The following is a 21732-nucleotide window of genomic DNA, read 5'->3' as shown; positions in this document are numbered from 1 at the left end:
GAGGCGGCGAGCGGCGAAAACCCCAGCCCGATCAGAATCGCCCCAGTCACCGCCACCGGCGTACCGAAACCGGCCGCGCCTTCGAAAAACGCACCGAAGCAGAAAGCGATCAGGAGCAATTGCAGGCGTCGGTCATCGGTGATGCGCGCCAGGGAGTCCTGCAGCACCTTGAACGAACCGTTCTCGGTGGTCAGGCGGTGCAGGAAGATGATGTTCAACACGATCCAGCCAATCGGTAGCAGTCCATTGGCCGCACCGTACAACGCTGCCGAACCTGCCATGTTCGCCGGCATGCCGAAGGCGAAGATCGCGATCAGCAAGGCCGAGGCCAGGGCGAGCAGCGCCGCCAGGTGTGCCTTGACATGGAAAAACGCGAGGGACGCCAGCATCACCACCACCGGCACAGCCGCCATGAGCGTTGAAAGCACCGGGTTACCGAACGGATCGTAGACTTGCTGCCAGACCATGTTCCACCTCTGCTTTTTATTGTTGGACGTGCAGATCCCCAGGGGGGAAGGTGGGCTTGAGTATAGGTGGCATTGCAGCGCTGTCAGGGCAGGCCTCCGGTCCAGCGGGTCGGCGCAGTGCCGGGGGCTGAGCTAGCATGGCGGGTAGGGTATGAATCCAGCGACGGGAGGAACGCAGACATGACCGAGCGCCACATGGAGCACAAGGAAACGCTATCGAACGGATGCAATATCAGAGTCAAAGCCGAGATATTGAAAGACGGTTCGTTGGGCATGTTCATCGGTGTCTATCGGCCGGACGGCACAGCCATCGATGAAAACCACGATCCACGGCCGCATATGCTCGACATGGAAGCGGCGATGGATTGGGGGATCGACATTGCCAAGGGGATTGGCAATAGCCAGCGAACGTTATGAGCGGTTCCCGTCGGTGCCCGTGCGACCGGCGGTCGCTGTCAGAACCCGAACGAACGGGCCGCGTTTTTTGCCAGTTCGATATCCAGGAGGTGCTCGACCAGCACGTCATTCAAAAAACGGAACTGATCATTGAGCCCGACCACTTCGTTGCTGAAGTGATGATCGGCTGCCGGGATCAGCAATGCCTCGAACTTCTCGTCGAACAGCAGAGTCAACTCTTTACGTGACTCGAATTTCTGCGCGTAGAAATTATTGCCGAACACTGGAAAACGCACGGCGAGGTTAACGGTGCCAGTCATGATGTTTGCTCCTCGCTCAGGACGTACCCGGCAAACAGGCTCAATGTGAACGCCGTCAGGGCCAGGCAGGTCAGCAGATGGATCAGCATGATGTTCCCCTCCGATTCGGGGTTTCGTGTTGGCTTGGGATTGATCCTACGCTGACGGCCGGCAAGCGGAAGGCAATCGCGGCGATGGTGAATATCGACGCCAGTGATGGGTGTTGTGCAGATGTTGCGGGCCTCTTCGCGAGCAAGCCCGCTCCCACAGGTCCGTGGTCAACCGCTTACTTGTGGGAGCGGACTTGCTCGCGAAGGGGGCCTCAAAAGCACCGCCAACTGTCGGCCATGCGCATGCCGCCACCTATACTCAAACCAGAGGTTGTCCAATCACCGAGCCTCCGGTTCGATGACAACTGTAGGAAGCCACAATCGTGAACCTGCGTTCGCTGATCATTGCCGTGCTGGTGGTGTTGGCGGGGTGTGCTACGCCTGCGCGCGCGCCGGTGGTCGTGGCGCCGGTCATCGTTTCCGCGAGCACCTGGCAGCAAATCGACCGGGAGATCGTCGCCGCGTCGCAGTCGGCCACCGAGCAGACCAGAATCTACGCCCGCGGCGCCATGGATTACTGGCGCACGCGGGTCTATGAACTGACCGAACAGAACTTCATTCCGTGGTTCAGCAGCTACTGGACCCAGGAGTGGCTGTCGATGAAGGTCAGCTGGTACACCATCAGCGCCAAGGGCGAGCAGGATGCCTCGGCCAAGCACCTGGCGGCGTACCTGCTCGAAGCCTATCAGGAGAAGGTCCTGGCCCCGGTGGCGGTGGAAATCGATCCCGATGCGATTCTTGGCCTGGCGGCGGCATTCTATGTCGACATCCTCAAGGAAGAACTGCAGAAAATCTCCACTCGCCACGGTGTGCCAATGGCCCAGATCAACGGGCGCATCCAGAAAATCCCGGCCATCGCCCTTGGGCCGCCGCCGGCGCGGGACGCCTCGTTGTACCAGATCGTGCACAGCGAATCGCTGAACTCGTTGCCGGCCTACGCTGCGTTGATCGACAAAATCCATAAGGCCGGCGGTGACAAGGGCGTGGGTTCAACCGACACCGCGATGGCGCCTGTGGCCAAGCGCGCCAGCCAGCGCATGGAAGCCGAGATGGCCCCGCGCGGGGCCGCCAGCGCCGTGGCCGCCGCCGCCGGGAAACTCGCCGGCGGATTGATCACCGTCGGTGTAGCGGCGATCCGCGCAATCATCCAGGCCAACGACCGGCCCGACAGCGAGGCGCTGATCCGCAGCAGTCTGGGCAACACCTTCGACAAGGCCTGGATGAAACTGGTGCAGAACCCGACCACCGGTGTCATGGCCAGCACGCTTTACATGGCGGGGCAGATTGAAGGCAGCCTGGGCGGCGGTGCTCAACCGCCGGTCGGTTTGAGCGCCGGCACTGTCGATTTGACGCCAGCGCAATCGACTACCCAGCAGAACACCCCATGACCCAAGGAGAACACTCATGTCCTACGTTGATGGTTTTATCGCTGCCGTACCCACCGCCAACCGTGAGCAATACCTCAGGCACGCCAAGATCGCCGCCTCGGTCTTCAAGGAAAACGGTGCCTTGAGCGTGGTCGAATGCTGGGGCGAGGATGTCCCGGAGGGCAAGGTCACTTCCTTCCCGTTGGCGGTGAAACTCAAGGAAGGCGAAACCGTTGCCTTTGGCTGGATCATCTGGCCGGACAAGGCCACCCGCAATGCCGGGATGGACAAGATGATGCAGGACCCGCGCATGAAGCCGGACGTCAATCCGATGCCCTTCGACGGCCAGCGCATGGTCTACGGCGGGTTCGAAGTACTCCTCCAGGCCTGACACCCGACGCGGGATCACTCCGGCGTCGGGGTGATCCTGCAACTCTTGCGCTGGCGGATCTCGTCGTCCGTCGGCCGCTCGCGGATGAACTCGAAGCGCGGCTCACCTTCGCTGTAATGCACCAGCCAGCCCCATTCCAGCTTGAGTTCATCCTGGCCTGGCTCGGGCGGCCTGGCCCACCATGGCTCTTTGCTGATGATATGTCGCATGGCCCCCTCCGGTATTTCGGAATGCTAGAACTATAACGCGCCTGCCGCACGGCGCCACAAATGCGCTGGCCGGCAGGTCGGTGTTGAGTACACTCAGGCAGTCTTCCCAAGAGGTGTGCGGCATGAACGACGAAACCTGCGAACCGTTCAAGCGCCTGTTCTTTGCCCTGGACTGTGCTCCGGCCCAGCGCCGGGATATCGCCCAATGGCGCAGTGCGTTGCAACTGCGCAACGGCCGGCCGGTACCGGCGGACAACTTTCACCTGACGCTGAAGTTTCTGGGGACGGTGGGGGTGGCGCAAATTGCCGACATCTGCACCGCTGCGGCGTCCATCCGCACGCCGGGCGAGCGTTTGACGGTGCTGCTGGACCGCCTGGATGTGTGGCGCAGGGCAGGGGCGCTGGTGCTCGCGCCGGAGCAGGCGACCCCGGCATTGCTGCGCCTGGTGTATGACCTGGAACAGGCGATGTTGCCGTTCGGGCTGGATCAAGCGCCGAAGGAGTATCGTCCGCACCTGACCCTGGCGCGGGACTATCGGGCGTCGGTGCCAGAGTCCGCGACACCGCCCGAGTTCTTTCTGCGGGCTGATCGATTCATCCTGTTCGAATCCCACAAGGGCCGTTATCGGGCGTTGGCCGAATGGCCGTTGATCGATCCCCAATAAAAAAGCTTCTTCGCGCGAAAGGCGGATAACGCAATACCTGTAGGAGCCGGCTTGCTGGCGATGGACTCAAGTGCACCGTGTTTGTCCAGTTCACGCGCGTTATCGTTAACGGCCATCGCCAGCAAGCCGGCTCCTACGCTGAAAATGAAGTGGACTCCAAACCATTGAAAGCCCCAATAAAAAAAGGCGCCCGAGGGCGCCAAATTCACCTGAACCGAGGGAGCCAGGTGAGGCCGTTCTACTTGCAGGAGAGGCAGCGGTGGTAAGGCGCTGCGCGAACGGAAAGTGTTGAACCCCCCACCGATCAAGTGTGGGAGCGGGCTAGCTCGCGAAGAGGCCGGCACATTCAATAGAGATGTCGACTGACCTGACGCCTTCGCGAGCAAGCCCGCTCCCACATGGGTTCGGTGGGGTTCTGGATTATTGGCCCAACTTCACCTTGGTCCAGCCACGGGTCATGATCCGCTGGATGGCGATCGGCTGATCCGGCACGGCATAGAGCGTGGCCATCACCGCTTCCGACGGGTACGAACCCGGATCGTTGCGGATGGCTTCATCGACCAGTGGCGTGGCTGCCGAGTTGGCGTTGCTGTAGCCGATGTTGTTGGTGATGTCGGCGATCACGTCGGGGCGCATCAGGAAGTTCATGAACAGGTACGCGTTCTCGACGTTGGCGGCATCGCGCGGGATGGCGAGCATGTCGTAGAAACTGGCGGCGCCTTCTTTCGGGATGCTGTAGTCGATCTTCACCTTGTCCCCGGCTTCCTGGGCGCGGGCCTTGGCCTGCAGCACGTCGCCGGAGTAACCGACAGCCACGCAGATGTTGCCGTTGGCCAGGTCGGAGATGTATTTCGACGAATGGAAGTACGCCACGTTCGGGCGAATCTTCATGAACAGCGCCTCGGCTTCGGCGATGTGCTGTTTGTCCTGATCGTTCACCGGGTAGCCCAGGTAGTGCAGGGCGGTCGGGATCATTTCTGTCGGCGAGTCGAGGAAACTGATGCCGCAGGCCTTGAGCTTCTCCGCGTACTCCGGTTTGAACAGCAGGTCCCAGGAGTTGGTCGGGGCGTTGGCGCCGAGCACTTCCTTGACCTTTGCCGGGTTGAAGCCGATGCCGATCGAACCCCACATGTACGGGATGGCGTGGGCGTTATCGGGATCACTCGCGGAGGCGTTTTTCAGCAGCACCGGGTTGAGGTTTTTCCAGTTCGACAACTTCGACTTGTCCAGCGTCTGGTAGACCCCGGCCTTGATCTGCTTGGCCAGGAAGCTATTGGACGGCACGACGATGTCGTAGCCGGATTTACCCGCCAGCAGGCGTGCTTCCAGGGTTTCGTTGCTGTCGAACACATCGTAGGTCACCTGGATGCCGGTCTCGTCTTCGAACTTCTTGACGGTGTCCGGGCCAATGTAATCCGACCAGTTGTAGACGCGCAGAACCTTGTCATTGGCCTGGGCGCCAGTGGCGATTGCGCCCAATAAGGACAGTGTCAGCAGAGTCCTGCCAAACATTTTCATCGGTACAACTCCATTTCTTTTTATACAAAACACAAAACCTGTGGCGAGCGAGCTTTTGTGGCGAGGGGGCTTGCCCCCGTTCGGCTGCGTAGCAGTCGTAAAACCAGTGAATGCGATGCAACTGAGACACCGCGGTTTTCCGGTTTTGGGGCCGCTTCGCGACCCAACGGGGGCAAGCCCCCTCGCCACAGTTAACTGGGCAACGACTAGGCCGTTGCGCCTGCCATTTGTTTTTTCGGTTGCTGCCAGGATTCGCTGGCAGTCTGGTCCATGGCTTCCTGGATCGCGCGCTTGCGGCTTTCTTCGGCGCGGCGGCTGAAGTACCAGACCATGAAGGTCACGATGGACACCGCCAACAGGATCAGGCTGGCCACGGCGTTGATCTCGGGTTTAACCCCCAGGCGTACCGCCGAGAACACTTCCATCGGCAGGGTCGTGGAACCCGGGCCGGAGACGAAGCTCGCCAGCACCAGGTCATCCAGCGACAGGGCGAACGACATCATGCCGCCGGCCGCCAGTGACGGCGCGATCATCGGAATGGTGATCAGGAAAAACACCTTGAATGGCTTCGCACCCAGGTCCATGGCCGCTTCTTCGATGGACAGGTCCAGCTCGCGGAGGCGGGCGGAGACTACCACCGCTACATAGGCGGCACAAAACGTGGTGTGGGCGATCCAGATGGTGACGATGCCGCGTTCCTGCGGCCAGCCGATCAATTGCGCCATGGCCACGAACAGCAGCAACAGCGACAGGCCGGTGATCACCTCAGGCATCACCAATGGCGCGGTGACCAGGCCACCGAACAGCGTACGACCCTTGAAGCGCGTGACGCGAGTCAGCACGAACGCCGCCAGTGTACCCAGTGCCACCGCCGCGATGGCGGTGTAGCAGGCGATTTCCAGCGAGCGCACCACCGAACCCATCAGTTGGGTGTTGTCGAGCAAACCGGCATACCACTTGAACGACCAACCACCCCACACCGTTACCAGCTTGGAGGCGTTGAACGAATAGATCACCAGGATCAGCATCGGCAGGTAGATAAACGACAGGCCGAAAATCAGCATGAACTTTGAAAATCCGAAGCGTTTCATCCCCGTGCCTCCATCTCTTTGGCCTGGCTGCGGTTGAACAGCAGAATCGGCACAATCAGGATCAACAGCATCACCACCGCCAGGGCGGACGCCACCGGCCAGTCGCGGTTGTTGAAGAACTCTTGCCACAACACACGGCCGATCATCAGGGTTTCCGGGCCGCCCAGCAGTTCCGGAATCACGAACTCACCGACCACCGGAATGAACACCAGCATGCAGCCGGCGATGATGCCGTTCTTGGCCAGCGGCACGGTGATTTTCCAGAAGCTGTTGAAGGTGCTCGAACCCAGGTCCGATGCGGCTTCCAGCAGGCTCTGGTCGTGCTTGACCAGGTTGGCGTACAACGGCAGCACCATGAACGGCAGGTAGGCGTAGACGACCCCGATGTACACGGCGGTGTTGGTGTTGAGGATCTCGATCGGGTGCGACGTCAGCCCGGTCCACATCAGGAACGCGTTGAGCAGGCCGTTGTTGCTGAGGATGCCCATCCACGCATAAACGCGGATCAGGATCGCGGTCCAGGTCGGCATCATGATCAACAGCATCAGGACGTTCTGCGTTTCCTTGCTGGCCTTGGTGATGGCGTAGGCCATCGGGAAGCCGATCACCAGGCACATCAGCGTGCTGAAAAATGCGACCTTCAACGAACCCAGGTAGGCGGACAGGTACAGCTCGTCCTGGCCCAGCAGGGTGTAGTTGCCGATGTTGAGCAGCAGCTGGAATTTCTGCTCGGCGTAGGTGTAGATCTCCGAGTAGGGCGGAATGGCCAGGGCCGCTTCCGAGAAGCTGATCTTCATCACCAGGAAGAACGGCAACATGAAGAACAGGAACAGCCAGATGAAGGGAATCCCGATGACGAGCTTGCGCCCGCTGGGGACCAGTCTCAGGAATTGCTGATTGAAGGTTTTCATGCGCGCAGTACCACGCCGCTGTCGTCTTCCCACCACACGTAGACCTGATCGTCCCAGGTCGGACGTGCGCCACGGCGTTCGGCGTTGGCCATGAACGACTGGACGATCTTGCCGCCAGGCAGTTCGACGTAGAACACCGAGTGGCCGCCGAGGTAAGCGATGTCATGCACCTTGCCGCTGGACCAGTTGTAGCGGTTGTCTGGCTTGATAGTGCTGACCAGCAGTTTTTCCGGGCGGATCGCGTAGGTGATCGACTTGTCCTGCACCGAGGTGCTGACGCCGTGACCGACGTAGATCTTCTGCTCAAGGTCAGGGCTATGGATGATCGCGTGGCCTTCCAGGTCCTCGACCACGGTGCCGTCGAAGGCGTTCACGTTGCCGATGAATTCGCAGACCATGCGGCTGACCGGTGCTTCATAGATGTCGACCGGGCTGCCGATCTGGGCGATCCAGCCCAGGTGCATGATCGCGATGCGCTCGGCCATGGTCATGGCCTCTTCCTGGTCGTGGGTCACCATCACGCAGGTCACGCCGACGCGCTCGATGATTTCCACCAGCTCTAGCTGCATCTGCGAACGCAGCTTCTTATCCAGTGCGCCCATCGGTTCGTCGAGCAGCAGCAACTTCGGACGCTTGGCCAGGGAACGGGCCAGGGCCACGCGCTGACGCTGGCCGCCGGACAGTTGGTGCGGCTTGCGCTTGGCGTATTGAGTCATGTGCACCAGGCGCAGCATCTCCTGCACACGGGCGTCGATTTCGGCCGCTGGCAAACGGTCCTGCTTGAGGCCGAAAGCGATGTTCTGCGCCACGGTCATGTGCGGGAACAGGGCATAGGACTGGAACATCATGTTGATCGGTCGTTCGTACGGCGGCATGTCGGTGATGTCGACGCCGTCGAGCAGAATCCGGCCTTCGGTCGGGCGCTCGAAGCCGGCGAGCATGCGCAGCAGCGTCGATTTACCGGAACCGGAACCGCCGAGCAGGGCGAAGATTTCACCCTGGTGGATTTCCAGGGACACATCGTCCACAGCGGTGGTTTCGTCGAATTTCTTGGTGACGCGATCGACTTTCACCAACACCTTCTTCGGTGCCTGGTGACCTTCAATTGCCTTCCTGTAGATGCTGGAGGCGTTTGCCATGTGAAACTCCCAACAGGTTTCAGTCGCCCGGCCAACACGGCCCGGCTTAATAGTGGATTGCAAACCCGGAGTCAACGCTGCCTCTCTGTAGGAGCGAGCCTGCTCGCGATGGTCGCCAACGATGACGCTGGCAGTCTGAATGCCCGCGGTGTCCGGACATCCATCGCGAGCAGGCTCGCTCCTACAGGGAATTGCGTTTCCCGTCCCGGGTTAATTCGGCGCCGCCGTCCTGGCTGCCTGGTAGTACTTGTTGTTATCGCAGTGTGTTGTTCTGGCGAGCGGGACGCGCAAAAGCGCCTGCCCGCTCGCGTGGGCAGTCAATCGTTGAATGTGGGTTTGGGTCGTCAGCTCGAGTGACGCAGCGCCGCCCGTTGCCGGCAGGCTTCGCCGAACGCCTGGAAAATACTCAAGTAAGGAGGGTTATCCAGCACTTGCCATTCCGGATGCCATTGCACGCCGAGGGCAAACGCCTTGCTGTGCTCGACCGAGACCGCCTCGATCAGGCCATCGGGGGCGACGGCTTCGGCGCGCAGGCCGGGCGCGAGGCGGTCGATGCCCTGGCTGTGAATCGAGTTGACCTGGAACACCGCAGGCAGGTCCAGCGCTTCGAACACGCCACCTTGCTGCACATTCACCGCATGGGCCGGTGCGTATTGCACGGCCAGCTCCGGGTGGTTGGCTTCACGGTGATCGAGGAAGCCCGGCAGCTCATGGACTTTCTGATGCAGGCTGCCACCGAACGCCACGTTCATTTCCTGGAAGCCTCGGCAGATGCCGAGGACCGGAACACCGGCAGCGATGGCCGCGCGGATCAGCGGCAGGGTGGTGCGGTCCCGTTGCGGATCGTGCTCCGTCCCGGGGGCGCTGTCGGGGCCTTGATAGTGGAAGGGTTCCACGTTCGACGGCGAGCCGGTCAGCAACAGACCGTCGAGCTGCCCCAGCAGGTCATCGATTTCGGTCAGTTCAGCCAAAGAAGGAATAACGACAGGCAGCCCCAGCGCCGCAACGCTGACAGCACGCAAGTACTTGTCGCCGCTGATGTGGTAGGGGTGCAGGCCAATCTGTTTGACGCACGCAGTAACGCCGATCAATGGCTTGAATGCCATTTTTATCACCTCGAAGTTTGACACTTGAACGAGCTTTTCTGGAGCTTAGCCTTGTTGATTTTAATTAACAACTCTCATGTAAAAAATTCTAAACGCCGCACGTCCGATCTTCAGGAATTACGGGCGTTTTTGGGAGTATCTGGCACTCTCGTGCCTCTGAAGTGCCCGAAAATAAACGCTGAAAGGCCAGGTGTTCGCTATTGACTTCACTTTGCCTTTCGGATTGACTGGGCTCGTGAAAGGGCAGTGAACATAATAATTAACAGCTAAATAGGTGCAACATGTCGGTCCCCCTGCGTACCGTTCAACTCAACGAAGCAAACGCATTCCTTAAGAAATATCCTGAGGTTTTGTACGTCGACCTTCTGATTGCGGATATGAACGGTGTGGTGCGCGGCAAGCGCATCGAGCGCACCAGTCTTCATAAGGTTTACGAGAAAGGCATTAACCTGCCGGCGTCCCTGTTTGCTCTGGACATCAATGGCTCCACGGTGGAAAGCACCGGCCTGGGTCTGGACATCGGCGACTCCGACCGGATCTGCTACCCGATCCCCGGAACCCTGAGCATCGAACCCTGGCAGAAGCGCCCGACCGCGCAACTGCTGATGACCATGCACGAACTAGAAGGCCAGCCATTCTTCGCCGACCCGCGTGAAGTGCTGGCCAATGTCGTGCGCAAGTTCGACGACATGGGCCTGACCATCTGCGCCGCGTTCGAGCTGGAGTTCTACCTGATCGACCAGGACAACGTGAACGGTCGTCCGCAATCGCCACGTTCGCCGGTATCCGGCAAGCGTCCGATGTCGACCCAGGTGTACTTGATCGACGATCTCGACGAATACGTCGATTGCCTGCAAGACATCCTCGAAGGCGCGAAAGAGCAGGGCATCCCGGCTGACGCCATCGTCAAGGAAAGCGCCCCGGCGCAGTTCGAAGTCAACCTGCACCACGTGGCTGACCCGATCAAGGCGTGCGACTACGCCGTCCTGCTCAAGCGTCTGGTGAAGAACATCGCCTACGATCACGAGATGGACACCACCTTCATGGCCAAGCCGTATCCGGGCCAGGCAGGTAACGGTCTGCACGTGCACATTTCGATTCTCGACAAAGAAGGCAACAACATCTTTGCCAGCGAGGATCCCGAGCAGAACGCCGCACTGCGTCACGCGATCGGCGGTGTGCTCGAGACCCTGCCGGCGCAGATGGCGTTCCTCTGCCCGAACGTCAACTCGTACCGTCGTTTCGGCGCACAGTTCTACGTGCCGAACTCGCCGAGCTGGGGCATCGACAACCGCACCGTAGCCGTGCGTGTGCCGACCGGTTCGCCAGACTCGGTGCGCATCGAACACCGCGTAGCGGGCGCCGATGCCAACCCGTACCTGCTGATGGCGTCGGTATTGGCCGGCGTGCACCACGGCCTGACCAACCAGATCGAACCGGGCGCACCGGTGGAAGGCAACAGCTACGAGCAGAACGAGCAGAGCCTGCCGAACAACCTGCGCGATGCACTGCGCGAGCTGGACGACAGCGAAGTCATGGCCAGGTACATCGACCCGCTGTACATCGACGTGTTCGTGGCGTGCAAGGAAAGCGAGCTGGCCGAGTTCGAGAACTCCATCTCGGACCTTGAGTACAACTGGTATTTGCATACCGTTTGATGGCGTTGGCGGCGTACACCAAACCTGTGTACGCCGCCGACCCCTGTAGGAGCCGGCTTGCTGGCGATAGCGTCGGACCTTCCAGCAATGATGGCGCCTGACACACCGCTTTCGCCAGCAAGCCGGCTCCTACAAGGATCGCATTTCATTTTTTGATTGGGCGGGCGTTCGTCCGACGATCACCTATTCCCCTGCGTCGAGTCACAACAATGACAAACACTCGCAGCGATTGGGAGCAGCGCTTCCAGTCCCTAACAATCGAAGGTCGCGCATTCATTGACGGCCAATACTGCGCGGCCGCCAGTGGCACCACGTTCGAATGCCTGAGCCCGGTGGACGGCCGTTTCCTGGCCAACGTCGCCAGCACCGATGAGGCCGACGCCAATGCGGCAGTCGCCGTCGCGCGCCGCGCGTTCGAATCCGGCGTCTGGGCCAACCTGGCCCCGGCCGAGCGCAAGCGCATCCTGATCCGTTTCGCCGATCTGATCCTGGCCAACCAGGAAGAACTGGCCCTGCTCGAAACCCTCGACATGGGCAAGCCGATCAGCGACTCCATGAGCATCGACATTCCGGCGACCGCCAACGCGATCCGCTGGACCGCCGAAGCCATCGACAAGATCTACGACGAAGTCGCCGCCACGCCCCAGGACCAGTTGGGCCTGGTGACGCGCGAAGCGGCCGGCGTGGTCGCGGCCATCGTGCCGTGGAACTTCCCGCTGATCATGGCCAGCTGGAAATTCGCCCCGGCCCTGGCGATGGGCAACTCGTTCATCCTCAAGCCTTCGGAAAAGTCGCCGCTGACGGCGATCCGCATCGCCCAGCTGGCACTGGATGCCGGCATCCCGAAAGGCGTGTTCAACGTCCTGCCGGGCTACGGCCACACCGTGGGCAAGGCGCTGGCGTTGCACATGGACGTCGACGTGCTGGCCTTCACCGGCTCCACGGCGATCGCCAAGCAGCTGATGATCTACGCCGGGCAAAGCAACATGAAACGCGTCTGGGCTGAAGCGGGCGGCAAGAGCGCGAACGTGGTGTTCGCCGATGCGCCGGACCTGCGCGCCGCTGCACAAGCCGCGGCCGGTGCCATTGCCTTCAACCAGGGCGAAGTCTGCACCGCCGGTTCGCGCTTGCTGGTTGAACGTTCGATCCGCGAGCAATTCATTCCGCTGTTGGTCGAAGCACTGCAAGCGTGGAAACCAGGGCATGCGCTCGATCCTGCGACCACGGTCGGCGCGGTCGTCGACCAGCGTCAACTGGACAACGTGCTGCGCTATATCGGGATCGGCAAAGAGCAGGGCGCTCAGTTGATCGCCGGCGGCAGCCGCACCCTCGAAGATACCGGTGGCCAGTACGTGGAACCGACGATTTTCGACGGTGTGACCAACGCCATGACCATCGCCCAGGAAGAAATCTTCGGCCCGGTGCTGTCGGTCATCACCTTCGACACGACTGAAGAAGCTTTGGCGATTGCCAACGACAGCATCTACGGCCTGGCCGCCGGGGTTTGGACCAGCAACCTGAGCAAGGCCCATACCTTCGCCCGTGCCTTGCGCGCCGGCAGCGTCTGGGTCAACCAGTACGACGGCGGCGACATGACCGCACCGTTCGGCGGGTTCAAGCAGTCGGGTAACGGTCGGGACAAATCGCTGCACGCGTTCGACAAGTACACCGAACTCAAAGCGACCTGGATCAAGCTCTAATAACAATAAAGCGGCGGTCGCCGGCAACTTGCGGCGGCCATCGGAGAAATTTATGAAACACAGCGCTACCAAGCAACAGCATGTAAACAGCTACTACGCCGCCACCCGCAACTTCACCGGCGATTTCCCGGTGCTGGAAGGGGCGGTGGACTGCGACGTCTGCGTGATCGGTGCCGGCTACACTGGCCTGTCCTCGGCCCTGTTCCTCGCCGAAGCGGGCTACAGCGTGACCGTGCTCGAAGCGGCCAAGGTCGGCTTCGGCGCCAGCGGTCGCAATGGCGGTCAACTGGTCAACTCCTACAGCCGTGACGTCGATGTCATCGAAGAGCGCTACGGCGACAAGACCGCCGAAGTCCTCGGCAGCATGATTTTCGAAGGCGCCGACATCATCCGTCAGCGCATACAGCACTACGACATCCAGTGCGACTACCGTCCCGGCGGTATCTTCGCGGCGATGAACAAGAAGCAGCTCAAGGGCCTGGCCGAGCAGAAGAAGAGCTGGGAACGCTACGGCAACAAGAACCTGAAAATGCTCGACGCGGCCGACATCAAGCGCGAAGTCGGCTCCGACGCCTACGTCGGCGGCCTGCTGGACATGCAGGGCGGCCACATTCACCCGCTGAACCTGGCCCTCGGCGAAGCCTCGGCGATCATCGGCCTGGGTGGCAAGATCTACGAGCAATCGGCAGCGGTGGAAATCACCTACGGCGAGCCGATCACCGTGCGCACTGCAAAAGGCGTGGTGAAGGCCAAGTACCTGCTGATCGCCGGTAACGCCTACCTGCCGCAGGGCCTGGACAACCGCGTGACCAGCAAGAGCATGCCGTGCGGTTCGCAGATCGTCGTCACCGAGCCGTTGTCGGAGCAGCAAGCGCATAGCCTGATCAAGAACAACTACTGCGTCGAAGACTGCAACTACCTGCTCGACTACTACCGCCTGACTGCCGACAACCGCCTGCTGTACGGCGGTGGCGTGGTCTACGGTGCACGCGAGCCGGACGACATCGAACAACTGATCCGCCCGAAAATCCTCAAGACCTTCCCGCAATTGAAGGACGTGAAGATCGACTACCGCTGGACCGGCAACTTCCTGCTGACCATGTCACGCATGCCGCAATTCGGCCGTATCGAGAAAAACGCCTACTACATGCAAGGCTACAGCGGTCACGGCGTTACCTGCTCGCACCTGGCCGGCAAACTGATCTCGGAAATGATCCGTGGCGATGCCGAGCGCTTCGACGCGTTTGCCTCCTTGCCGCACATGCCGATGATCGGCGGGCGCACCTTCTCGGCGCCGCTGACCGCCCTCGGCGCCGTGTACTACTCGCTGCGCGACCGTTTCGGCATCTAAGCTTTACCTCGCCGACGGTTTCTGTGTAACAGGAACCGCCGGTTTTTTATCTGAAACACCGCAGTTCCCTGTAGGAGCCAGTTTGCTGGCGAAGAGGTCATATCAGCCAAAATCGATGTCGCCTGACACACCGCTTTCGCGAGCAAGCCCGCTCCCACAGGTGGTTTTTTTCTGCCGTCTATCGAACCTGCTGAGCATTACGAACAAACGTGATTTAATAGCCGCCTTTCACGTTTCCGGGACCGGAAAACGGCGTGATCCGCGCCTGCTCTCCACCCCCATTACCCTTACGCGGTACGCACATAAGGCTGTCATGGACACGGGCTCACGACTCAAATTAGTACGCGAAAGCTACAAACTGTCCCAGCGCGAGCTGGCCCGGCGTAGCGGCGTCACCAATGCAACCATCTCCCTGATCGAACAGAATCGGGTCAGTCCTTCCGTCAGCTCCCTGAAGAAACTGCTGGAGGGCATCCCCATGTCCCTGGCCGACTTCTTCACCTTCGATCAGCCACCCCGCGAACACCAATACGTCTTCCGCGCCAGCGAACAGCCCGACCTCGGTCGCCACGGCCTGCGCCTGCTGCTGATCGGTGCCTCCGTGCCGAGCCGGCAGATGCGCCTGCTGCGCGAGCAATACGCGCCGGGCGCCAGTTCCGGCGAAGAGCCGATCGTGCACTCCGAAGGCGAAGAGTGCGGGCTGGTGACACGTGGCACCGTGGAGTTGACCGTGGATGGCCAGGTCAGCGTGCTGAACGCCGGGGATGGCTATTACTTCCCGACGACCTTGCCGCACCGGTTTCGCAATATCGGGGCGGATGAGGCCGAGATCATCAGCGCGAACACGCCGGCGAACTTCTAATAGGGCCTGCCCCGGTGGCGCTTTGTCAGGCCGAACAATCGGCTCTTCCAGACAGAGTCCACCAGGATCAGGCTATAAAAACCCGCATTAATGCGGGTTTTTTTACGGCTGGAATTCGCTTACTGCGCCTTGGACACCTCAAACCCCCGCCGCTCGATCACCCCAAACACGTCCCGCACATCCTGAAGCAGAATCCGCGAAATGTTCGTGACGGTGTTGATGTCGTTTTCGGCGTAGTCGGGGAGGCTGGTGCAGGCCATGAGGTTGAGGTATTGGAGGACGGCGTTGAGGCGTTCGGCGGCGCAGTTGTGGAGATCGCGTAGCGGGGCGTCGCTGTCGATGAGAAGGACGGGGTAGCTGGTGGCGATTTGTTTCATGGGGGTGAAGCGGCGTTGCGGATTGTTAGCATCCATAAGTAAAACTTCCTCGTATCTGAAAGAAGAGCTACTCCCGGTCGCTGCGAATCGAATGGGGTGGTAGCTATGTGCGGGTTCGCAGACCGAGGATACGAGGAACCCGGCAGACCCGAAGATCTCCCACACACAGCCACCATAAAACGACATGCGGGCGCAGATGCGACCGTCAGTGGTTTGGTGGGCTGCAAGGTTACTACACGTATCTACAGGGCTGCGAAACCCTATCGCCAATTCAAGTCAGCGACGGGCGCACATTAGGCATCGATTTCGACGGCTGCAACCGGCCTGTAGGACGCCAAATGACCCCTGTGGCGAGGGAGCTTGCTCCCGTTCGGCGGCTCTGCCGCCGTAAAACCGGGCACTGCGGTGTGTCTGAGGAAATGAGTTGCAATAGATGAGGACTGCTTCGCAGCCCAGCGGGAGCAAGCTCCCTCGCCACGGGTGGTAAATTCCTACATGTTTTTCGGATGCCAGGGATGCGCCTTCACTGCGTCATAAACCCACGAATCGCCGCAATCGTCTGCGTCGGCGCTTCCTCCATCAGCCAATGCCCAGCTCCCGGAATCACCACTTCCGTGACCTTGTCCGCGGCATTGCGCATCACGATGGCTTCATTGGCGCCGAAGGATTTCTCACCCCCGACCGCCAGCACCGGCATGCTCAGTTTTTTCGCCATCGATGCCTCGTTGTCCATGGCATCCTGGCGAATGCTGCGGAACTGGGCGAAGGCGGCGTGCATGGCGCCGGGGCGGGCGTAGAGTTTGGCGTAGTGCTGGCGGGTGCCTTCGTCGACCTTGGCCGGAGTGCCGGCGAATTCGTTCCAGAATCGGTCGAGGTAAATGCGTTCACGCCCGGCGACCAGGCGTTCCATGTCCGGCCCGCCGAAGTCAAAGTGCCACAGCATCGGTGAGCGCACGATGTCGTTCCACGGCGGGATGCCCGGCACTGGCGCATCCATCACCACCAGGCGGTCGGTGCGTTCCGGGTAGCGCGAGGCATAGGCGAAGGCGACCATGGTGCCGATGTCGTGGCCGACGACCACCGAGTGTTCGATCTTCAACGTATTCAACACGCTACGGATGTCGGCGGCTTGAGTCTTCTTGTCGTAGCCGCTTTGCGGGATCGACGACAAGCCCATGCCGCGCAGGTCCGGCACCACCACGGTGTGGTCCCGCGCCAGGTCGGCCGCCAGTGGTGCCCACATGTCGCCGGTGTCGCCAAAGCCGTGCAACAGCACCACCGCCGGACCCTTGCCGCCGACGCGCACGTGCATCGTGACGCCATCGACGGCGATGTCCTGGGTGTGAAAAGACGCCGGGAACGGCGTGACATCGGCGTGCGCCGCAACGCTTGAGCCGAGCAGGGTGAGGGCGATCATCAGGGGGCGGATCATGGTGATGTCTCCAGGGAGGCGCAGTGAGTTGAATGCAATCGACTAGCCCCATCCTTCGCTAAACGCCTGCAAGGCTTCGATCGGAAGAGCGTAGACGGTTTGGCGTTTGCTGACTCGACGGAACCAACTTCGTCAACAGCGTCTAAATTTCAGGGAACATCCCCGCCACGAAGGAACGACTCATGTTCACGTCTCGATCGTTGATTGCAGCAATCACCTGCCTGGCCCTGGTCAGTGGCCCGGTGACTGCGCTGGCTGATCCCGGTAACGGCCAGGGCAACGGCAAGGCAAGCCATGGCAACCAGGGGAGTCATGGCAACAAAAACAAGAATTCCGGCGGCGGCGACTGGAGCAATGGCCCGAGCATCAATCGCGGTAGCGTGCTCGAGATCATTGGCGTGAATACGGGCTACTGGAGCCCCGGGCCTGCCTTGCCACCAGGTATTCAAAAGAACCTTGCCCGAGGCAAGCCCCTTCCACCGGGCATTGCCAAAAAGCTGGATGGCCGTCTGGTCGGCAGGCTGCCCCACTATGACGGTTACGAGTGGCAGCAAGTCGGCACGGATCTGATCCTGGTTGCGCTGGCCACCGGGCTGGTTTATGAAATTCTCAACGGTGCGTTTGATTAACCTGTAAAGGGCCGTTTTCCTTGTTTCGCCATTTCGCTCCTGGCTCTCACCCGGCACTGCGTTCACTTGCAGCACCAAAACTGGCTGCACAACGGGCGTTACACGGACAGAAAACGAGCCACCCGGACACATCGCGCAGTGATTTGCGTTCGCGGGTTTTTTGTCATGTTCAGCGCCCATTCAGCGTAGATATTAGTCAGCCCAACGCTATTCCAATGAGGCTGCACTGTGTTCCAACGACTTGTTTGTTCGCTGTCTGTTTTGAGCCTGTCCATCGCCGCCGCCCAGGCTGCCGAGACTGTCTCCCTCAACACGCCACGCCTGAAGAGCATCGACAACTTCCGCGACGTTGCCGGCCTTACAACGGCATACACCACGGCCAATGACGGCACGCTGCGTGGCGGGGTGTTTTATCGCTCCAACGCGCTGACCCCGTCGACGGCGGACCTGGCGACCCTGAACGGCCTGGGCATCAAGGCGGTCTACGACCTGCGCACGCCCGTCGAGATCGCCGCCACGCCTGACACGATGCTCACGGGCGCGAGCTACACCAACATCGACATCATCGGCGGCTCCACCTCTGGCGCGAACGTCACCAACGTCGCGTTCCACAGCGCCGCCGAAGCCACCGCGATGATGCAGGACACCAACCGCGATTTCGTCAGGAATCCGGGGATGCGCAGCGAATTCAACCAGCTGTTCAATGAGCTGGCCACGGTCGACGGCGCCGCGTTGTTCCATTGCACCGCCGGCAAGGACCGTACGGGCTGGACCGCCGCCGTGCTGCAAAGCATCGCCGGGGTCGACGATGCCACCATCATGAGTAACTACCTGGCCACCAACGACTACACGGCCGCGCGTATCAAGGCGACCCTGGCGGCGATGCCACCGGGCATGGCGACCATCTATGGACCGCTGATCGGCGTGGAGGCCAGTTACCTGCAGGCCGGCCTCGACGAGGTGACCGCGCAGTACGGCACGATGGATAACTACCTCAAGGAAGGCCTCGGCCTGTCCCAGGAAACCCTCTACGTGCTGCGCGGCAAGATGGTGTTCTACAACAGCCTGCCTGGCGCGGCGGACCTGGCCGGCAACGCCGCGGCCGGCGCACAGTTGTTGCAACAACTGCAGAACAGCAGCCTGTCGGGCACCTACAGCGCCTACAACTACTACCTGCAGTCGGCCATCGATGCGGGCAGCCTCGGCGGCGTCGAGTCTACTGTCGGCGGTCAGGTGCACGCCGACGCTGCCAGCTATCTGCTGCGCCAGGGCGCGATGATCGAACAGGCTGCCGCGCCATTCACCAGCGGCATCGACCTCAAGGCCGGGCAATACCGCCTGTGGAGCACCGCCCTGGCGGGGTATCTGGGTACCGACGGCTCGTCCCAGGCTTCCAGCAGCAACGAGCATAGCCAGGGCATGATGATTGGCCTGACCCAGCGCTTTTCCGAACAGCTCAGCGCCCATGCCGGTTTCGGCTACAGCAGCGGCAATGTCGGTGGCGCAGGTGGCGAGGCCGATACCGACCTGACTTTCTTCAACGTTGGCGCACGCTTTGCCCCGAACGGTCTGGAGCGCGGCCTGTTTGTGGATGCCAACGCCAGCGCCGGCTATCTCGATTACGAGAGCAAGCGCGAACTTGGCGGTGGTCTGGGTACGGCCAAGGGTGACAGCCATGGCAACCTGACCGGCGCGACCCTGGCACTGGGTTATCGGGTTCCGGTGAGCGGCGTGACCCTCGAGCCGAGCCTCGGTGTGCGGGTCAGCCACGTCAACCTGTCGGGTTTCCAGGAAAAAGGCAGCGAGCTGGCGCTGGACGTCGACGGCATCCACGAGACCCGCAAGAGCGCGGTGGCCAACCTCAACGCAACATTTGCACCGGTCGCCCTGGGCGCCTGGCAAGTGGTGCCGGGCGTGCAGGTGGGCTACGAGCATGTGTTGGGCGATCAGGACATCGACAGCGAAGGGCACCTGCTGGGCCTGGACATTGAGCAGCAAGCCGCCTTCGACAACCGTGACCAGTTCACCGGTGGCGTCAATGTCATGGGCAACCTGGGTCCATGGAGCGTGGGTGCGCAAATCGGCGCCAGCGGTGGCGGTGACAGCCACGGCTTCAATGGCGGCCTGAAGGCCAGTTATCTGTTCTGACGAACAGTTAAGGCAATCTGTGGGGGCGGCCTGTGATAGTGACCTGACAGTTCCGGCCCCTTCGCGGGCAAGCCCGCTCCCACAGGTTGTGTGTCGTGCCCGGATCATGTGGCAAGCGCGAAACCTTGTGGGAGCGGGCTTGCTCGCGAAGAGGCCGTGTCAGTCGACATAGATGTTGAATGTAACTACAGCATCGCGAACTGGCTCGCTCCCACAATTTCTCAATTGGTCGCCATTGACCGCGTTCGCACCCCCTTTCTCACATCTGCGGGACTGATACCGTAGGCACTCTGGAAATACTGGCAAAACCGCCCGACATTGCTGAAGCCGTGTTGCAGGGCCACGTCTGTCACCGAAGGCGAGACACCCTGGGACAGTGCGGTAAAGGCGCGCTCCAGGCGTACCTGGCGCTGATAGGCAACGATCGAAGTGCCCATGAAACGCTGAAAACCCTCCTGCAATGCGCGCAGGCTGACGTTGCTCAATTGCGCCAGTTCGGTGCCGCTGGCCAGGTGGTCGGGGTGTTCCTGAATGTACTCGACGGCCAGCTTCACATGCCGCGGCGCGATCAGTGGGGAAGGGCGCCGCAGGGCTTCGGTGAAGTTGTGCGGCCAGGTTTCGAGCACCGCGTCGACCAACATTTCGCGAAGGCGTGAAGGCATCAGCGAGCCCGTATTGATCAGCAGGTCGAACTCGGTTCCGGTGGCCATGTCCACCAGCGCCTTGATGCCCTGTAAAGCTGGCACGCTCAGATCCACCACGGGCTCGAAACAGACTTTTTGCAGGATCGGCTTGCCCAGCAACATCGACAGCCGTTCGGTGATCAGCGCCCGGCTGATGGAAATCCCGTGCTGCGCATGATTGTCGACAAAGCGCGCCGAGCGGACCTCGGCCTTGTCGATGGCCAGGCCGATCTGCGCCAGGCCTACCGACTCGGTGATGTGGTTGAAGATGATCTTGCCAGCGGTGGGAATGACGAAGGTTATCTCATCAAGGGGGACGGGAAACGCCACCGTGAAGTCGCCATGAAAGTGCATGCGACGAAAACTGACACCTTCGTGCCTGCCGTAGACCCCGCCGATGTCGATGTTTTTCGGGTGCGGTGGAGAGTCGGGATAAAGGTTGCCGAACAGGTTCGAGAACAGCGCGCCAAAGTCGTCGCAGTTCATGTCGTTGGATCTGATGATGATTTGCTTGCGCGTCGTGCTTGAGTACACCTGAAGTGTCACCTTGAGCGGATGGGCAAAGCCCGGTACGGGGAACTGCCGATCGGAGATCGAACGGATGCGGTTCGGGAAAGCGCTAGGACGTTATCAGTGAGTAATGACAGGTTTGTTACTGGTTGTTGCCGCCCCCGTTTCCGTTCACCCGACGCCACCGCTCGCACTGCACAACGGGTGGCACGAGCGGTGCCGGGGCGTGGGCTGGCCTGCAATGGCCGCGGCTATTTCACCGGCTCTGTTGCCTTGATATCCCCGCAAAAGATATCGACGTTGCCATCGGTCGACGCCGTTCGCACGACCACCGAATACTTGCCGTCAAGCAGGGTTTGCAAGGGCACAGGCGCGGTTCTGGTGAACGACCAGCCGCGTACGGGTTGGCGTTCGGTGTTGACGGTGTCGTTCATCGCGTAGGCGACTGACCCGGGTTGCTCGCAGCTGCCGTTATTGATGAACGAGTAAAGCCGCAGGGGCAGGGTAACCCCGGTTGGAGCACCGCTGATGAAGAAACTGAGCCCGGTTTTCTTGTCCCAGTCGGTCAAGGTGACGGTGCCGATCTGACCGGCATTTTGCCGGGTGGCGACCAACGTGACGTTCACGCCGTGGTTCGGGGAAGTGGTGCAGCCGAAAAGGCTTGCCGCAACCATGAGTGCTGCCAGAGAGGTTTTGAGCTTCATTGCCAAACT

At 60.9% G+C, this 21732-nt stretch carries 22 protein-coding genes; 10 read left to right on the top strand and 12 right to left on the bottom strand.

Going from position 1 to position 21732, the window contains the following annotated elements; all coding sequences use genetic code 11:
• Positions 1–467: L-lactate permease (locus KGA88_RS25390; protein WP_223595046.1), on the bottom strand; the 467-nt coding region annotated here is incomplete at its 3' end.
• Between the two features lie 180 nt (positions 468–647).
• Here KGA88_RS25390 and KGA88_RS25385 point away from each other — a divergent pair.
• The gene (locus tag KGA88_RS25385) at positions 648–884 is read left to right on the top strand and encodes a hypothetical protein (protein WP_110660574.1); all 237 of its coding nucleotides are present in this window, start codon (positions 648–650) and stop codon (positions 882–884) included.
• Between the two features lie 38 nt (positions 885–922).
• Here KGA88_RS25385 and KGA88_RS25380 read toward each other — a convergent pair whose 3' ends face one another.
• Positions 923–1183 (bottom strand): hypothetical protein, encoded by a 261-nt coding sequence (locus KGA88_RS25380; RefSeq protein ID WP_223595044.1) that lies wholly within the window; start codon positions 1181–1183, stop codon positions 923–925.
• Positions 1184–1595: 412 nt separating this feature from the next.
• Here KGA88_RS25380 and KGA88_RS25375 point away from each other — a divergent pair, with 412 nt between their 5' ends.
• Together KGA88_RS25375 and KGA88_RS25370 are read left to right on the top strand one after the other, a co-directional pair.
• Positions 1596–2660, top strand: coding sequence for a hypothetical protein (locus KGA88_RS25375; RefSeq protein WP_110660576.1), 1065 nt, complete (start codon positions 1596–1598; stop codon positions 2658–2660).
• 16 nt (positions 2661–2676) lie between these two features.
• Complete coding sequence (locus tag KGA88_RS25370; protein ID WP_223595043.1) at positions 2677–3030, top strand: DUF1428 domain-containing protein; 354 nt, start codon at positions 2677–2679, stop codon at positions 3028–3030.
• Between the two features lie 14 nt (positions 3031–3044).
• Here KGA88_RS25370 and KGA88_RS25365 read toward each other — a convergent pair whose 3' ends face one another.
• On the bottom strand, positions 3045–3239 hold the full coding sequence (locus KGA88_RS25365) for a hypothetical protein (RefSeq protein ID WP_223595041.1): 195 nt from the start codon (positions 3237–3239) through the stop codon (positions 3045–3047).
• A gap of 122 nt (positions 3240–3361) precedes the next feature.
• Between KGA88_RS25365 and thpR the strand changes: the two genes are divergently transcribed.
• Entirely contained in the window at positions 3362–3904 is a 543-nt protein-coding gene (gene thpR / locus KGA88_RS25360; RefSeq protein ID WP_223595039.1) for an RNA 2',3'-cyclic phosphodiesterase, read from the top strand.
• 420 nt (positions 3905–4324) lie between these two features.
• Here thpR and KGA88_RS25355 read toward each other — a convergent pair whose 3' ends face one another.
• The 5 genes from KGA88_RS25355 to KGA88_RS25335 form a co-directional block, all read right to left on the bottom strand.
• Complete coding sequence (locus KGA88_RS25355) at positions 4325–5422, bottom strand: polyamine ABC transporter substrate-binding protein (RefSeq protein WP_110663189.1); 1098 nt, start codon at positions 5420–5422, stop codon at positions 4325–4327.
• 206 nt (positions 5423–5628) lie between these two features.
• Positions 5629–6513: an ABC transporter permease subunit gene (locus KGA88_RS25350; RefSeq protein WP_110660884.1), complete on the bottom strand. Its 885-nt coding sequence runs from the start codon at positions 6511–6513 to the stop codon at positions 5629–5631.
• Positions 6510–7424 (bottom strand): ABC transporter permease subunit, encoded by a 915-nt coding sequence (locus tag KGA88_RS25345; protein ID WP_110660883.1) that lies wholly within the window; start codon positions 7422–7424, stop codon positions 6510–6512. Before KGA88_RS25345 ends, KGA88_RS25350 begins: the two co-directional genes overlap by 4 nt.
• Positions 7421–8563, bottom strand: a complete 1143-nt coding sequence (gene potA, locus KGA88_RS25340; protein ID WP_110660885.1) for a polyamine ABC transporter ATP-binding protein — start codon at positions 8561–8563, stop codon at positions 7421–7423. Before potA ends, KGA88_RS25345 begins: the two co-directional genes overlap by 4 nt.
• 344 nt (positions 8564–8907) lie before the next feature.
• Positions 8908–9669: a gamma-glutamyl-gamma-aminobutyrate hydrolase family protein gene (locus KGA88_RS25335; RefSeq protein ID WP_223595030.1), complete on the bottom strand. Its 762-nt coding sequence runs from the start codon at positions 9667–9669 to the stop codon at positions 8908–8910.
• A 281-nt stretch (positions 9670–9950) separates the two neighbouring features.
• Here KGA88_RS25335 and KGA88_RS25330 point away from each other — a divergent pair, with 281 nt between their 5' ends.
• The 4 genes from KGA88_RS25330 (at position 9951) to KGA88_RS25315 (ending at position 15240) form a co-directional block, all read left to right on the top strand.
• Entirely contained in the window at positions 9951–11327 is a 1377-nt protein-coding gene (locus tag KGA88_RS25330) for a glutamine synthetase family protein (protein ID WP_110660881.1), read from the top strand.
• Between the two features lie 209 nt (positions 11328–11536).
• Positions 11537–13027 carry an aldehyde dehydrogenase gene (locus KGA88_RS25325; protein WP_110660880.1) on the top strand — a complete coding sequence of 497 codons (1491 nt, stop codon included), beginning with the start codon at positions 11537–11539 and terminating at the stop codon, positions 13025–13027.
• A 52-nt stretch (positions 13028–13079) separates the two neighbouring features.
• The gene (locus KGA88_RS25320) at positions 13080–14378 is read left to right on the top strand and encodes an NAD(P)/FAD-dependent oxidoreductase (protein WP_223595028.1); all 1299 of its coding nucleotides are present in this window, start codon (positions 13080–13082) and stop codon (positions 14376–14378) included.
• A 313-nt stretch (positions 14379–14691) separates the two neighbouring features.
• Positions 14692–15240 carry a cupin domain-containing protein gene (locus tag KGA88_RS25315; protein ID WP_007982140.1) on the top strand — a complete coding sequence of 183 codons (549 nt, stop codon included), beginning with the start codon at positions 14692–14694 and terminating at the stop codon, positions 15238–15240.
• A gap of 119 nt (positions 15241–15359) precedes the next feature.
• On the opposite strand, the gene KGA88_RS25310 is transcribed toward KGA88_RS25315, so the two are convergent.
• Complete coding sequence (locus KGA88_RS25310; RefSeq protein WP_223595026.1) at positions 15360–15653, bottom strand: fructose-bisphosphate aldolase; 294 nt, start codon at positions 15651–15653, stop codon at positions 15360–15362.
• Positions 15654–16140: 487 nt separating this feature from the next.
• A complete protein-coding gene (locus tag KGA88_RS25305; protein WP_223595024.1) occupies positions 16141–17049 on the bottom strand; it encodes an alpha/beta fold hydrolase in 909 nt (302 codons plus the stop codon).
• A 182-nt stretch (positions 17050–17231) separates the two neighbouring features.
• Here KGA88_RS25305 and KGA88_RS25300 point away from each other — a divergent pair, with 182 nt between their 5' ends.
• Positions 17232–17678 carry an anti-virulence regulator CigR family protein gene (locus KGA88_RS25300; RefSeq protein WP_223595022.1) on the top strand — a complete coding sequence of 149 codons (447 nt, stop codon included), beginning with the start codon at positions 17232–17234 and terminating at the stop codon, positions 17676–17678.
• 228 nt (positions 17679–17906) lie between these two features.
• The gene (locus KGA88_RS25295; RefSeq protein WP_223595013.1) at positions 17907–19826 is read left to right on the top strand and encodes a tyrosine-protein phosphatase; all 1920 of its coding nucleotides are present in this window, start codon (positions 17907–17909) and stop codon (positions 19824–19826) included.
• A 221-nt stretch (positions 19827–20047) separates the two neighbouring features.
• Here the strand turns inward: KGA88_RS25295 and KGA88_RS25290 are convergent, their stop codons facing one another.
• Positions 20048–20995 (bottom strand): helix-turn-helix domain-containing protein, encoded by a 948-nt coding sequence (locus KGA88_RS25290; protein ID WP_263296260.1) that lies wholly within the window; start codon positions 20993–20995, stop codon positions 20048–20050.
• Between the two features lie 275 nt (positions 20996–21270).
• Positions 21271–21723 carry a hypothetical protein gene (locus KGA88_RS25285; RefSeq protein ID WP_110659591.1) on the bottom strand — a complete coding sequence of 151 codons (453 nt, stop codon included), beginning with the start codon at positions 21721–21723 and terminating at the stop codon, positions 21271–21273.
• Positions 21724–21732: the final 9 nt, after the last annotated feature.

Origin of the sequence: Pseudomonas sp. A-R-19, from assembly GCF_019956575.1 — a bacterium.
Classification (GTDB): Bacteria; Pseudomonadota; Gammaproteobacteria; order Pseudomonadales; family Pseudomonadaceae; genus Aquipseudomonas.
This window is presented reverse-complemented; position numbering and strand designations above follow the sequence as displayed.

Excerpts from the sequence above, each read along its gene's own strand:
- KGA88_RS25370 (WP_223595043.1), top strand. The coding sequence starts at position 2,677 with ATGTCCTACGTTGATGGTTTTATCGCTGCCGTACCCACCGCCAACCGT.
- KGA88_RS25320 (WP_223595028.1), top strand. The coding sequence starts at position 13,080 with ATGAAACACAGCGCTACCAAGCAACAGCATGTAAACAGCTACTACGCC.
- KGA88_RS25330 (WP_110660881.1), top strand. The coding sequence starts at position 9,951 with ATGTCGGTCCCCCTGCGTACCGTTCAACTCAACGAAGCAAACGCATTC.
- KGA88_RS25290 (WP_263296260.1), bottom strand. The coding sequence starts at position 20,995 with ATGAACTGCGACGACTTTGGCGCGCTGTTCTCGAACCTGTTCGGCAAC.
- potA (WP_110660885.1), bottom strand. The coding sequence starts at position 8,563 with ATGGCAAACGCCTCCAGCATCTACAGGAAGGCAATTGAAGGTCACCAG.
- KGA88_RS25335 (WP_223595030.1), bottom strand. The coding sequence starts at position 9,669 with ATGGCATTCAAGCCATTGATCGGCGTTACTGCGTGCGTCAAACAGATT.
- KGA88_RS25350 (WP_110660884.1), bottom strand. The coding sequence starts at position 6,513 with ATGAAACGCTTCGGATTTTCAAAGTTCATGCTGATTTTCGGCCTGTCG.
- KGA88_RS25345 (WP_110660883.1), bottom strand. The coding sequence starts at position 7,424 with ATGAAAACCTTCAATCAGCAATTCCTGAGACTGGTCCCCAGCGGGCGC.
- KGA88_RS25380 (WP_223595044.1), bottom strand. The coding sequence starts at position 1,183 with ATGACTGGCACCGTTAACCTCGCCGTGCGTTTTCCAGTGTTCGGCAAT.
- KGA88_RS25305 (WP_223595024.1), bottom strand. The coding sequence starts at position 17,049 with ATGATCCGCCCCCTGATGATCGCCCTCACCCTGCTCGGCTCAAGCGTT.
- KGA88_RS25300 (WP_223595022.1), top strand. The coding sequence starts at position 17,232 with ATGTTCACGTCTCGATCGTTGATTGCAGCAATCACCTGCCTGGCCCTG.
- KGA88_RS25315 (WP_007982140.1), top strand. The coding sequence starts at position 14,692 with ATGGACACGGGCTCACGACTCAAATTAGTACGCGAAAGCTACAAACTG.
- KGA88_RS25385 (WP_110660574.1), top strand. The coding sequence starts at position 648 with ATGACCGAGCGCCACATGGAGCACAAGGAAACGCTATCGAACGGATGC.
- KGA88_RS25285 (WP_110659591.1), bottom strand. The coding sequence starts at position 21,723 with ATGAAGCTCAAAACCTCTCTGGCAGCACTCATGGTTGCGGCAAGCCTT.
- KGA88_RS25355 (WP_110663189.1), bottom strand. The coding sequence starts at position 5,422 with ATGAAAATGTTTGGCAGGACTCTGCTGACACTGTCCTTATTGGGCGCA.
- KGA88_RS25365 (WP_223595041.1), bottom strand. The coding sequence starts at position 3,239 with ATGCGACATATCATCAGCAAAGAGCCATGGTGGGCCAGGCCGCCCGAG.
- thpR (WP_223595039.1), top strand. The coding sequence starts at position 3,362 with ATGAACGACGAAACCTGCGAACCGTTCAAGCGCCTGTTCTTTGCCCTG.
- KGA88_RS25325 (WP_110660880.1), top strand. The coding sequence starts at position 11,537 with ATGACAAACACTCGCAGCGATTGGGAGCAGCGCTTCCAGTCCCTAACA.
- KGA88_RS25310 (WP_223595026.1), bottom strand. The coding sequence starts at position 15,653 with ATGGATGCTAACAATCCGCAACGCCGCTTCACCCCCATGAAACAAATC.